General features: G+C 52.3%; 11 protein-coding genes. All 11 read right to left on the reverse strand.

From position 1 onward, the window contains the following. Positions 1–447: 50S ribosomal protein L11 methyltransferase (locus ACTRC3_RS08660; protein ID WP_440322785.1), on the reverse strand; the 447-nt coding region annotated here is incomplete at its 3' end. A gap of 309 nt (positions 448–756) precedes the next feature. Then, positions 757–1,686, reverse strand: a complete 930-nt coding sequence (locus ACTRC3_RS08665; RefSeq protein ID WP_440322786.1) for an AEC family transporter — start codon at positions 1,684–1,686, stop codon at positions 757–759. A 56-nt stretch (positions 1,687–1,742) separates the two neighbouring features. Continuing rightward, positions 1,743–2,732 (reverse strand): NAD(P)H-hydrate dehydratase, encoded by a 990-nt coding sequence (locus tag ACTRC3_RS08670; protein ID WP_440322787.1) that lies wholly within the window; start codon positions 2,730–2,732, stop codon positions 1,743–1,745. A 171-nt stretch (positions 2,733–2,903) separates the two neighbouring features. Then, complete coding sequence (gene carB, locus ACTRC3_RS08675) at positions 2,904–6,101, reverse strand: carbamoyl-phosphate synthase large subunit (RefSeq protein ID WP_440322788.1); 3,198 nt, start codon at positions 6,099–6,101, stop codon at positions 2,904–2,906. Continuing rightward, positions 6,094–7,173, reverse strand: a complete 1,080-nt coding sequence (locus tag ACTRC3_RS08680; protein ID WP_178038717.1) for a carbamoyl phosphate synthase small subunit — start codon at positions 7,171–7,173, stop codon at positions 6,094–6,096. Before ACTRC3_RS08680 ends, carB begins: the two co-directional genes overlap by 8 nt. Before the next feature lie 237 nt (positions 7,174–7,410). Beyond that, positions 7,411–9,069, reverse strand: a complete 1,659-nt coding sequence (locus ACTRC3_RS08685; RefSeq protein WP_178038716.1) for an ASKHA domain-containing protein — start codon at positions 9,067–9,069, stop codon at positions 7,411–7,413. A gap of 7 nt (positions 9,070–9,076) precedes the next feature. After that, entirely contained in the window at positions 9,077–10,132 is a 1,056-nt protein-coding gene (gene ilvC / locus ACTRC3_RS08690) for a ketol-acid reductoisomerase (RefSeq protein ID WP_349164300.1), read from the reverse strand. Positions 10,133–10,206: 74 nt separating this feature from the next. Then, positions 10,207–10,740, reverse strand: coding sequence for an acetolactate synthase small subunit (gene ilvN / locus ACTRC3_RS08695; protein ID WP_178038714.1), 534 nt, complete (start codon positions 10,738–10,740; stop codon positions 10,207–10,209). 137 nt (positions 10,741–10,877) lie between these two features. Then, on the reverse strand, positions 10,878–11,675 hold the full coding sequence (locus ACTRC3_RS08700; RefSeq protein WP_349164165.1) for an ABC transporter ATP-binding protein: 798 nt from the start codon (positions 11,673–11,675) through the stop codon (positions 10,878–10,880). Beyond that, on the reverse strand, positions 11,668–12,597 hold the full coding sequence (locus ACTRC3_RS08705; protein ID WP_440322789.1) for an ABC transporter permease: 930 nt from the start codon (positions 12,595–12,597) through the stop codon (positions 11,668–11,670). Before ACTRC3_RS08705 ends, ACTRC3_RS08700 begins: the two co-directional genes overlap by 8 nt. 129 nt (positions 12,598–12,726) lie before the next feature. Further along, the gene (locus tag ACTRC3_RS08710; RefSeq protein ID WP_178038711.1) at positions 12,727–13,755 is read right to left on the reverse strand and encodes an ABC transporter substrate-binding protein; all 1,029 of its coding nucleotides are present in this window, start codon (positions 13,753–13,755) and stop codon (positions 12,727–12,729) included. Positions 13,756–13,763 lie beyond the last annotated feature (8 nt).

The following is a 13,763-nucleotide window of genomic DNA, read 5'->3' on the forward strand; positions in this document are numbered from 1 at the left end:
TCCCGGATCAATCTGAATCAGAAGCTTCTCCCGATCCTCCGGCTTTACCTCTTCCCAGGAGGGCTTGATCAGAATGTCATCCACATAAAACTGATGGAAGAACTCTTTCCAGTTGTTAATCCAGTCCTTGTCCTCAGTCTCGGATGCCTGAATGGTAGCTTCTCCGATATCCACGCCCCAGCCCGCGATTTCCTTCAGGCCCTCTCGTACCTTGTCCAGCATTTCCTCCTGATCCGTGTCCGGCTCCAGATAGAAGCTGATATAAGCCACACCGTCGTCCGCCGGTCCCTCCGGCAGAATGTCCACGAACATCTGCTCCTTTTCACGCTGGGTCAGCGGCACCTTGTCCTCAATCTCGATGCCCTCGATACCCGCGTCCTGCATCATGCTGCTGATGAGATCCTCGGCCTCGGTCCGGGTCTTCAATGTGTATTTATTCCATTTCATAAAATGCACCTCTCATATCTTTTACGTCACAACGAGATAAAATACGCTTCGCGAATTTTACTCGTTATCGCGGCATCTACGTTCCACTTCGGTCGGTGCTGAACAAGCGCCACTGGCGCTTAGCACCGTCAAGGTCTCGTGCAAGCACAGACTTTGACTCGTTGATCGCGTAATAAAACAGGCACTCGTCCGACAAGTGCCCACACCCTGTATTAGAATAGCATAAAAAAAGCGCTCCGACAAGTACTGCCGAAGCGTTTTCCCGCCATTTCTGAGATATTCTAAGATATTTCTCAGATAAATCTGATTTTACGCAAACACGACACCCACCAGCATTCCGTAAATGGGAATCGTCACCATGGACACCAGAGTGGTGAACACCACCAGGCCGCTGGCGAAGCCGTAGTCGCAGTCATGCTGGGAGGCCAGCAGGGCTGTGGTGTTGGCCACCGGCATAGAGACCAGGACGGTGATGACCTCCGCCACCAGAGGCTCCAGATGGAGCAGGTAGCAGACTCCCAGCACGATAAGGGGCTGGATGCCCAGACGCAGTACGGTAATAACGCCCAGATCCTTGCAGAAAATCCGGCGCATATCCGTCTCTCCCATGATAAAGCCGATGGTCAGCATGGTCATAGGCGTCAGACACTGGTTAAAGCCGTTAATCGTATTATACAGGAAATCCGGCAGCTTCACCTGGGGGAAAAACATCCATACCACGCCGATGATGGTCGCCAATACACACGGGTGTGTGATTGTTCTTTTCAAGGTTTTCGAAAAATTGCCCGCACCCTCCTGAAAGCATTCTAACCCTACGCTCCACATGAATATCCGCACCGGAAGCAGGAACACGGAGGCGTACACCAGTCCCGGCGCGCCGTACAGACCCTCGATGACCGGATTGCCCAAGTAGCCGCAGTTGGCGAACTGGAAGGCGTAGCGCATGATGCCTCGGCGGCTGTCGTCCATATTTTTCCATAAAAATTTACTTAAGATGTACCAGGTCAGCTGAATCAGGGCTGACATGATGATGACGATAACCATGGAGCCGAAGGCCGAGGTGTCCGACTTGGAAAAGGCGTAGAGAATATTGCAGGGGAGAATCAGGTTGACCAATAGATTGGTCAGGCTCTTGCGTCCCTCCGATGTGACGATTCCCTTTCTTCTGATAAAGACGCCCACCAGGAGCATCGTAAACATCATGCCCTGCATGGTCAGCAGGCTTTTCATATCTACCATTGTGTTTTCCCCTTTTGCTGTCTGATTTTTATGTGTAAAGCTTTCTTTTTCCCGCTTTAAAAATGATGTGATTGGTTCTTCTGAACCTCCAGAATCGCCGCCGGAATCTGCGCGGTCAGATCTGAGGGCAGCATACCGTACTCGCCCAGTTCTGTCCGGGCCAGATCTCCGGCCAGGCCGTGAAGATATACAGCCAGGGCGGTCATATGTCCGGCTTCTTTCAAAAATAAGCTATCTTCCTGCGCCTGTTCTATTGCCTCTGTCCGTATAGAATTACCTGTGTACCTTCCGTCATGTTTGTGCGCAGCCACCATCTGCCCCAGCATACCCAGTATCATACCGCCCAACACATCGCCGCTTCCGCCCTTGGCCATCCCGTTATTTCCGGTAGGATTCACATAGCAGCTTCCGTCCGGCAGCGCAGTCACAGTCCCGGGTCCCTTCAATACCAGAATACAGCCGTATTCCTTTGCAAAATCCAGCGCCGCCGCTTCCCGTCCGAGCGTCAAATCGCCGCCCAAATAACGGAATTCTCCTTCATGGGGCGTCAGAATCGTAAGCAGTCCCCTCTCCGCCCGCTTTTGCAGGATCTCCTTTCGGTCTTTGATGGCGTACAGCCCGTCCGCGTCCAGGACCAGCGGCGTCTCTGTTTCTTCCAGAATTTTGCTTATCAATTTGGAAAGCTCCTGAGAACGTCCCAGGCCCGGCCCCAGAAGCCCGGCGTCGCAGCTGTTTAACCGCTCCAGAATCGGGAAAAACGCATCCTTGGATATCCGTTCCCGGCCCGCAGGCAGTGGCGAGGGCATGACCTCCAGGCAATGAGACGCCACGATTCCGTAGATGGGCTCCGGCACTCCTAGAAAGACCAGACCGCTGCCACTGCGGGCAGCGCCGTAGGACGCCAGCACCGGAGCTCCCGTAAATCCCACGCTTCCGCCTGTAATGCTGACCCGTCCAAAATCACCCTTATGACCGTCCGGGTTCCGTGCCGGAAGAAGCTTTGCCGCCAGTTCCTTTGTAAAATTCCGGAAAATCTGCTTTTCCATACGCCCACCGCCTTTTTTGAAAAAATCTGTATCCATTGTAGCACAAAAAAGCCAGGCTGTGAACGCTTCTTCCCGACCGGCTTTGTATGAAATCCAAAACACAGGAAGCTTTCAGCAAAAAGGACTCTCCTCCCGGAAAGCCCTTTCTGCTGTTCTTCTATTCTGTTTCCCTTAAATCGTCGCAATATCAATCAGACTAAGCGTCTTCACATCCGTATTTTCCAGACTGGTCACTAACGCCTTCGCCGTATCAATAGCAGTCAGCACATTGACGCCTGTCTCAATGGCATTTCTACGGATAACAAAGCCGTCATGGCTGTGATCCACACCCTGGGAGGGCGTGTCGATAATCAGGTCAATCTTATGGCCCAGAATCAGATCCAAAATATTGGGGGACTCCTGCTCCAGCTTTCTGGTCAGGCGCACGGAGACGTCTGCCTCCATGAGCGCTCTTGCGGTGCCCTTGGTTGCATAGATACAGTAGCCCAGCGCCTCAAAGCGCTTCGCAATCTCCACTGCTTCTTCCTTATCCTCGTCCCGGACAGTCATAATCATATTCTTATGCTTGGGCAGACGGATGCCTGCGCCCAGGAACGCCTTGTAAAGGGCCTCGTTGAAGGTTTTGGCAATACCCAGACACTCACCGGTGGATTTCATCTCCGGTCCCAGGCTGATGTCCGCGCCGCGGATCTTCTCAAAGGAGAATACCGGCATCTTCACCGCATAATAATCTGCCTCCGGCTGAAGGCCCGGCTGATAGCCCAGATCCTTAATCTTATAACCCAGAATCACCTTGGTAGCCAGCGGCACAATCGGAATACCGGTTACCTTACTGATATAGGGAACCGTACGGCTGGAACGGGGATTTACCTCGATGACGTATACCTCGTCGCCCACCGCGATAAACTGAATATTGATCAGACCGATGACATGTAAGGAGCGGGCCAGGCGCTTCGTGTATTCCTCGATGGTAGCCTTTACCTTTTCGCTGATGCTCTTGGCCGGATATACGGAAATACTGTCTCCGGAATGGATACCCGCGCGCTCGATATGCTCCATGATACCCGGAATCAGGATATCCTCGCCGTCGCAGACCGCGTCTACCTCGATCTCCTTGCCCTGCAGGTACTTATCTACCAGAATCGGATGCTCCTGGGCGATCCGGTTGATGATGCCGATGAACTCTTCCACATCCTTATCGTTGATGGCAATCTGCATGCCCTGGCCGCCCAGTACGTAGGACGGGCGAACCAGAACCGGATAGCCCAGCTCGTTTGCTGCCTTCTTTGCCTCCTCGGCGGTAAATACCGTATGTCCCTTGGGTCTCGGAATCTGACACTGCTCCAGGATCTCGTCAAAAAGTTCTCTGTCCTCTGCCGCGTCCACGTTCTCCGCAGAAGTTCCAAGAATGGGCACGCCCATCTTCATCAGGGCCTCGGTCAGCTTAATGGCAGTCTGTCCACCGAACTGCACGACTGCTCCGTCCGGCTTCTCCAGACGCACAATGCTTTCCACGTCCTCCGGAGTCAGGGGCTCGAAATACAGCTTATCTGCAATATCAAAGTCGGTACTTACCGTCTCCGGGTTATTGTTGATGATAATGGTCTCATAGCCTTCTTTCGCAAAAGCCCAGGTACAGTGTACAGAACAGAAGTCGAACTCGATACCCTGTCCGATGCGGATGGGGCCGCTGCCCAGAACCAGTACCTTCTTGCGGTCTTTTGTTTCTACGACTTCATTTTCACTGCCAAATACAGAGTAGTAGTAGGGTGTGCTTGCCTCGAACTCTGCCGCGCAGGTATCTACCATCTTGTATACAGCGGTAATGCCGTTGGCATAACGGAGCTCTTTAATCTCCTCCTCCGTCTTGCCGGTCAGGCGGGCAATGACATTGTCCGGGAACTCGATCCGTTTCGCTTCTTTTAAGAGCTCCGGCGTCAGGGGCTCGCTCTTCAGGGCCTGCTCCATTTCCACCAGAATCGCAATTTTATCAATGAACCAGATATCAATCTGGGTAATGGCATGAATCTCCTCATAGGAAATGCCCTTGCGGATGGCTTCCGCAATCAGCCAGATACGGCGGTCGTCCACCACATGAAGCTGATCCAGGATTTCCTCTTTGGAAAGATTTGTAAAATCGTAGGACATGAGGCTGTCCACGTGCTGTTCCAGGGAACGGATGGCTTTCATCAGAGCGCCCTCGAAATTATTGCAGATGGCCATGACCTCGCCGGTGGCCTTCATCTGGGTGGTCAGAGTACGCTTTGCGCTGATAAATTTATCGAAGGGCAGACGGGGCATCTTCACAACACAGTAGTCCAGCATGGGCTCAAAGCTGGCCTTGGTCTGTCCGGTAATGGCATTGGGAATCTCATCCAGGGTATAACCCAGAGCGATCTTCGCTGCCACCTTGGCAATGGGGTAGCCTGTAGCCTTGGAAGCCAGTGCGGAGGAACGGCTGACACGGGGATTTACCTCGATCACGCAATATTCAAAGCTTTCCGGATGCAGGGCATACTGGACGTTGCAGCCGCCGGTAATGTTCAGCTCGCTGATGATATTCAGGGCAGAGGTACGCAGCATCTGGTACTCCTTATCGCCCAGGGTCTGGGAGGGAGCTACGACGATACTGTCGCCGGTGTGTACGCCGACCGGGTCGATATTTTCCATGTTACATACGGTGATGCAGTTGCCGGCGCTGTCGCGCATAACCTCATACTCGATCTCTTTCCAGCCTGCAATGCAGCGCTCTACCAGAACCTCGCCCACACGGGAAAGTCTGAGACCGTTGGCCAGAATCTCCTCCAGCTCCACCTGGTTGTGGGCAATTCCGCCGCCGCTGCCGCCCAGGGTGTATGCCGGACGGAGTACCACCGGGTAACCGATTTTATTGGCAAAGGCAATACCTGCCTCTACGTCCTTTACTACCTCGGAAGCCGCCACGGGCTCGCCGATTTTCTCCATGGTGCTCTTGAACTCCAGACGATCCTCGGCCTTCTTGATGGTCTCGGAAGTAGTTCCGATGAGACGTACGTTGTGCTCCTTTAAGAAGCCGCGCTCCTCCAGCTCCATGGCAAGGTTCAGTCCTGCCTGACCGCCCAGGGTCGGCAGTACACTGTCGGGCTGCTCCTTCAGAATCAGCTGCTCTACCACCTCGACAGTCAGCGGTTCGATGTATACACGATCCGCGATATCCTTATCGGTCATGATAGTGGCCGGATTGGAATTTAAAAGAACTACCTCGATGCCCTCCTCCTTCAGGGAACGGCATGCCTGGGTGCCCGCATAGTCGAACTCGGCTGCCTGGCCGATGATGATCGGGCCGGAGCCGATGACAAGTACTTTTTTGATAGACGGATTCTTAGGCATTTTTCTTCACCTCCATCATGCGAATAAACCGGTCAAACAGGTAGCCGGAATCCTGGGGACCCGGGCATGCCTCCGGATGGAACTGTACGGTAAAAATGTTCTTACCGGTGTATTTCAGACCCTCGTTGGTTTTGTCATTGACATTTTCAAAGGCTGCCGTAGCTACGGCCGGGTTCAGGCTGTTCACATCTACGGCATAGCCGTGGTTCTGGGAGGAAATGTATACTCTTCCGGTCTCCAGATCCTTCACCGGATGGTTGCCGCCTCTGTGGCCGTATTTCAGCTTGTAGGTGTCCGCGCCTGTGGCCAGGGCCATCAGCTGATGTCCCAGACAGATGGCAAAAATCGGGATATCGCTCTCATAGAGCTTCCGCACCTCGTCGATGATGGGACCGCAGTCCTTGGGGTCTCCGGGGCCGTTGGACAGCATGATACCGTCCGGATTAGACGCGATAATCTCCTCTGCCTTTGTATCTGCCGGATAAATCGTAACCTCACAGCCTCTTTCATAGAGAGAACGGGCAATATTGCGCTTTGCGCCGAAGTCGAGAAGAGCTACCTTATAACCGTCCCGCTTCATCACGGATTTTTCTCTGCAGGTTACCTTTTCTACCACCTTACCTGTACGGTATGCCTTTAAACGGGGCAGTACCTCGTCCAGATTATCATATTCTTTTGTGGTAATCATACCGTTCATGGTGCCGCTCTCACGCAAAATCTTGGTCAGGGCACGGGTATCAATACCTGCGATTCCGGGAATATCATATTTTTTCAGGAAATTCTGAATGGTATCTGTACTTCTGAAATTGCTGGGAAGACGAGAAAGCTCCCGAACAATATATCCATCCGGCCAGGGACGTCCGGACTCCATATCCTCATAACATATACCATAATTACCAATCAGCGGATAAGTCATTACCACTGCCTGTCCCGCGTAAGAGGGATCAGTCAGCACTTCCAGATACCCGGTCATTGACGTGTTGAACACGATCTCACTTATCACTTCGCGTTCCGAGCCAATGCTGGTGCCTGTAAACACATGTCCGTCTTCCAATATCAGAAAAGCTTTCATTCGTCCACCTGTTCCTTTCAAAAATATAGTCTCTTTGTATATACTTTCTCAAAAAAAAAAGACATACCATGCCCACTCGCATTTCCAGTCTTTTTCCCTCAAATTGAAGTTATTATACTATAACTTTTTTTGATGTTCAAGAGTTTTTTTCGGTACAATCCGATTTTTTCGCGACATTTTTTTCATACCATTTTTCATAGCTTTTGCGGGCGGCTTATCTTAGCCGCCCGCTGTTCCCTATTTTTCTGCTTTCGCCGCCTGCCGTTCCAAAAGCCGCCGCTCCACGGTTGGGAACCGCTGCAAATCTGTATGCGGAATCGCCTGGGCCGCGCGCATGAGCTCGATGAACTCCTCCACCGCGCCAAACTGGACGTATTGCATCCGTTCGATGATCTCCTCTGCCTTTTCGGTAAGGCTTCGATCCAGTAACAGCTTTTTCGCCCCCTGCAGGGATGTATTTCCCGGGGAAATGATTTTGTCCCGGTCGATATCCGGGTACATGCCGATGGTCACCGCCGACTCCTTGTCGATGTGGGTGCCGAAGGCTCCGGCCACATAAAAGCGGCCCACGTCTTCCATGCCAAGACCAATCAGATTCATCATGTATTCCACCATAGTCATGGCCGCCGCCTTGGTGCGGATGAACTCGTCGATATCGCTCTGGTAAAAATAGAGACCCTGGGCGTATTCGATGGCGTATTCCATATCTTTTTCGGAAGCTGCGTCGCGCATGGGGAGCTTTTTAAGTCCGGGAATCCGAAGCTTCTCTTTTTCATCCTCGTCTCGGCTCTCTTCCGTCCGAATTTCCGCTTCCTGAAATCTCCCCCGCAGATCAATCCAGCCATTCAGATAAAGCTCTGCCAGCAGATCCACGATACCGGAGCCGCAGATGCCCTTCGCCTCTGTCTCACCGATTACATGTGCCTTCAGCCGTCCGTTTTCCGTGGTTACGCTATCCACCGCGCCGTTCTCCGCCCGCATACCGGTACGGACCGAACCGCCCTCCAGGGCCGGGCCTGCCGCGCCTGCGCCTGCCAGCAGGAATTCCTGATTGCCCACCACCAGCTCGCCGTTGGTTCCCACATCCAGGAAGACACTGATCTCCTCCCGGTCGGGAAGCCCCGTAGCCAGCATACCGCTGATGATATCGCCGCCCAGGTAATTCTCCATGGCCGGACAAAGGTATACAAAGCCCTGTACCGGAATTCCAAGTTCCGCTCCCCGGCATACCTCCGGCTCCAGAGTCTGTACCGCGTAGGGCGACTGAAAAACCCCGAAAGCATCCAGCCCCAGTAGGAAATGCATCATGGTCGTATTGCCCGCCACGGTCAGGATGTTGCACTTCCTGGTATCCACGCCCGTTTCTTTCGAAAGTTGAACCATAAGCTTCCGGAATCCCTTTGCCGTAGCCTCCTGAAGCTCACGGCGCCGCTCCGGATGATCCTTAGTATAGAAGATCCGAGTCAGAATATCGTCCCCGTAAGCGATCTGCGGATTGAATACACTTTCCGAGGCAAGCGTCTCTCCGGTATTTAAATCCACCAGCTCCATTATAATCGTAGTACTGCCCAAATCCGCGCAGAGGCCATAATGCTGTGCTGCAGTATCGCCCGGCTCCAGCGCAAGCAGTTCCCAGACACGTCCGTCGAAACCCAGGGACGCCGTCACCTGCCAATCTGCCTGCTCGCAGATCGCCAGACAATCATTCAGTACCGCCGGGCGGATCCTGATATCTGCCTCATCCCGAACAACGTGAGAAAACACGCTCTGCGAGTCTCCCGTATAAAAAGAACCACAGTCCCGCAGAGCAGCCAAAAGCCGCTTCTGCATGGATCTGTGGTCCTCCTCACAGGGTCGGGGCAGCTCTACATATACTTTTCTGCTCCATTCCTTCATATTCTAACTAGTTATCCAGCAGCTTGTCCTGGCCATTCCAGCTGTACAGCTTACGGATTTCCTTTCCAATCTTCTCTGACGGATGCTCAGCAGCCAGCTTTCTCATAGCCTTGAAGTGAGCCTGTCCGCCTGCCGGAGACATATCAAGCAGGAAGTCCTTTGCGAAGGTACCATCCTGGATATCCTTCAGGATCTTCTTCATGGTCTTCTTGGTCTCTTCTGTGATAAGCTTCGGTCCGGTAATGTAATCACCATACTCTGCAGTATTGGAGATAGAATAACGCATTCCTTCAAAGCCGGACTGGTAAATCAGGTCTACGATCAGCTTCATCTCATGGATACACTCGAAGTAAGCATTTCTCGGGTCGTAACCAGCCTCTACCAGAGTCTCGAAACCAGCCTGCATCAGAGCGCAAACGCCGCCGCACAGAACTGCCTGCTCACCGAACAGGTCTGTCTCGGTCTCGGTTCTGAATGTGGTCTCCAGGATACCGGCTCTTGCTCCGCCGATAGCCAGGCCGTATGCCAAAGCATACTCCAGAGCTTTGCCGGTCGCATCCTGCTCTACCGCTACCAGGCAGGGAGTTCCCTTACCAGCCTGATACTCGCTTCTTACGGTGTGGCCCGGTGCCTTCGGAGCGATCATGGTAACGTCTACGTTCTTCGGCGGTACGATCTGATTGAAATGGATGTTGAAACCGTGAGAGAACATCAGCATGTTGCCCTCTTCCAGGTTCGGCTCGATATCCTTCTTGTACATAGCTGCCTGCAGCTCATCGTTGATCAGAATCATGATAATATCTGCGCGCTTTGCAGCCTCTGCCGCTGTATAAACCTCAAATCCCTGCTCCTCTGCTCTCTTCCAGGATTTGCTTCCCTCATAAAGACCGATAATGACATGGCATCCGGACTCCTTCGCGTTCAGTGCCTGTGCATGTCCCTGGCTGCCGTATCCGATTACTGCGATGGTTTTTCCATCCAGCAGAGACAGATTGCAGTCTTCCTGATAATAGATCTTTGCCATTTTTTCATTCCTCCATTTTACTTTGTGTAAATAATTTATGCTTGAGGCGGCGGCATCCGGCCAGCAGCCGGTAATGTAGTCACCTGAAGTATCGTAACATAAGTACTGTCGGATTAGCTGAAATCGTAATCCATCAGTTTGCCGTCCTCGTCGTACATCTTCACATCGAAGGTACCTCTGGACAGGCCAGTAATACCGGTTCTCGCCAGCTCCAGAATCTCATATCCGCTTAAGAGATCAATAAATGCCTCAATCTTGGACTGATTACCGGTCAGCTCGATGACCAGAGATTCTTTCGCCACATCCACAATCTTCGCACGGAAAATATTCGCTACGGCGATCAGGGACTGACGGTTCTCTTCACTGACCTTCAGCTTAATCATAATCAGCTCGCGGCAGATAGAAGTCTCGGGCTCCAGGCGCTTGATATCAATCACGTCTACCAGCTTATTCAGCTGATTCTCAATCTGCTGCATAATAATCTCGTCGCCCTTGGCTACTACGGTAGCTCGGGAATAACGGGGATCGGCGGTTACACCAACCGTCAAACTGTCGATATTGTAACCACGGCGGCTAAACAGGCCTGCGATACGGCTTAACACGCCGGAAGTATTGTCGACCAGAATAGAAAATACAACTCGTTTCATAGTTTTCCCTTCCCTTTTAAGTGTTCACTGCGCGGACAGTTGTCCTGTCCGCGCAGTCAAAGCTTTCTATTGATTCTACCAAGTTCGACACCCGTTGTCAACCTTTTAAACAGGGAATCTTACTCCGATTTCATCCCCTAATTAGTCAGCATCATCCGGTCGTTGGCGAACTCGCCGCCGCTGACCTCCTCGAATTTGGCCAGCAGGTCGGATACTTTCAGGTTTTTCTTCTCCTCGCCCGCCACATCGTATATGATATGGCCCTCGTACATCATGATCAGACGGTTGCCGTGTACGATGGCATCCTTCATATTGTGGGTGATCATCAGGGTGGTCAGCTGATCCTCGCCAACGATGCGGTCGGTGGCGTCCAGTACCTTGGCAGCGGTCTTCGGATCCAGGGCTGCTGTATGCTCATCGAGAAGCAGCAGACGCGGTTTCTTCAAGGTAGCCATCAGAAGGGTCAGCGCCTGTCTCTGTCCGCCGGACAGAAGGCCCACTTTACTGGTTAGTCGATCCTCGAGACCCAGACCCAGACTTGCCAGACGCTCTTTATAATACTCCCGCTCCTTCTGAGTAATACCGGGCTTTAAGAAACGCTTCGATCCTCTTCTGGCAGCCAGCGCCAGATTTTCCTCGATTTGCATGCCTGCTGCGGTTCCGGTCATGGGATCCTGAAATACACGTCCCAGATAAGCCGCGCGCTTATGCTCCGGCAGCTTTGTCACATCTACGCTGTCGATAAAAATCTTTCCTTCATCTACCGGCCATACGCCTGCCACTGCGTTCAGCATGGTGGACTTTCCGGCTCCGTTGCCACCAATAACGGTAACGAAATCACCCTCGTTCAGATGCAGGTTCAGGCCTGCCAGCGCGGTTTTCTCATTTACGGTGCCTGCGTTAAAGGTCTTCCATACATTTTCTACTCTAAGCATTTGCCGTACCTCCCTTTTTTACCGGTTTTGCAAAATATTTGCCCTTCAGGTACGGAATAGCCAGGAAAATAGCTACGACCAGAGCGGAAATCAGTTTCATGTCGTTGGCGTTTAAGCCCGCCATAATAACCAGCTGGTATACAATCCAGTAAATGATAGCGCCAAGCACCACCGTAAACAGCTTAAAGCCAAAGTTACGGCTGATTTTTCCGAAGAGAACATTTCCAATGATAACGGCTGCCAGTCCGATAACGATGGCGCCACGACCCGCATTGACATCCGCAAAACCATTGTACTGAGCGTACAGTCCGCTGGACAGTGCCACGATGCCGTTGGAAATCATCAGACCGAGCATTTTGCTGGTGTTGGTGTTGATACCCTGGGCTCTGGACATGTTCTCATTGTTACCGGTCGCACGGATGGAGCAGCCAAGCTCGGTTCCGAAGAACCAGTAGAGAATCGCAATGATAAACAGTACAAATATGCCCGCTACGAAATTGGTGTTCTGATAGAAGGGAACACCCTTAACCCAGCGCAGGGATACAAGCTGGTCGTATTTACCGAACGCCAGCGCCTGATTTGCCTTTTCTCCCATGATACGAAGATTCACGGAGTAGAGGCCAAGCTGTGTCAGAATTCCGGCCAAAATCGCCGGGATTCCCATAGCCGTATGAAACAGTCCGGTTACCAGCCCTGCCACCATGCCTGCCAGGAATGCCACAAACAGAGACGTCCATACAGAGTGACCGCTCTGCATCATCATAATGCAGACCGCGCCGCCGGTAGCCATGGTTCCGTCCACAGTCAGATCTGCCAGATCCAGCACCTTATAGGTGATGTACACGCCGATTGCCATAATACCCCAGATCAGTCCCTGGGCACAGGGTCCCGGCAGAGCATTCAAAAACTTTAAAATATCCACTTTTTACTTCCTCCTGCCTTGTAATTACGCAAAATTGCGTAAAGCTTTCAATATTATATCAAAAAGCGGGCAAAAAGGGAAGTCCTTTTTACCCGCTTTTTAAATTCATGCAAAATGCGCTGTTACAGCTTACTCTGCTGTCTCAATTGCTACATAGTCATCCGGGATGGTTACGCCCATAGCCTCTGCCAGCTCCGGATTGTATTTCTTTGTGAACTCCGGTGCGTACTCGATCGGCATCTCGGATACGTTTGCCTCGCCGGTCAGAATCTTCACTGCCATCTTACCGGTAGCTACACCCAGGTCATAGTAGCTGATGGAAAGAGTTGCCACACCACATCCTGCACAGATACCTTCCTCACCTGCGATTACCGGAACCTTCTCCGGCTCACAGATGTTGCGGACGATCTCGGTGTTGGATGCTACTGCATTGTCAGTCGGCACGTAGATGACATCACTCTCGCTTGCTGCTGTAGTTGCTACAGAAGAAAGGTCATTGGAATCAGAGAAGGAATACTGTTTGCAGGTATAGCCCAGATCTTCCAGAGCTGCCTGTACGGTGTCTACCTGGTACTGAGAGTTTGCCTCAGCAGAGCAGTACAGAAGTCCTACATTCTTCGCATCCGGGAACAGCTCGTTCAGCATAGCTGCCTGCTGGTCAAGCGGAGCCAGGTCAGAAGTTCCGGATACGTTGGTTCCTACCAGGCCGTCGAAGTTGTCGATATCAAGTGCTACGCCATACTCGGTAACAGCGGTTCCCAGTACCGGGATGGTATCGGTTCCCTGTGCTGCTGCCTGGAGAGCCGGTGTGGCATTTGCAAGAATCAGGTCTACATTGTCAGATACAAGCTGATTGATGATGGTCGCACAGGTAGCGGAATCTCCGGATGCATTCTGCTCCTCGAAGGTTACATTGTCTTCGCCAAGTGCTTCTACGATAGCGTCCTTGAAGCCCTGTGTTGCTGCGTCCAGTGCCTCATGCTGTACCAGCTGGCAGATACCTACGGTGTAGGTCTGTCCATCTGTGGAAGCCGCGTCTGCGGTATCAGTGGTCTCTGTGGTTTCTGCTGCGGTTGTGGTATCAGCCTTGCTTCCTCCGCAGGCTGCCAGTGACAGGGTCATGGTTCCTGCCAGTGCTAATGCGAGTAACTTTTTCATAGTATATC

This window comes from Laedolimicola sp. (assembly GCF_051972735.1).
Taxonomy (GTDB): domain Bacteria; phylum Bacillota; class Clostridia; order Lachnospirales; family Lachnospiraceae; genus Laedolimicola; species Laedolimicola intestinihominis.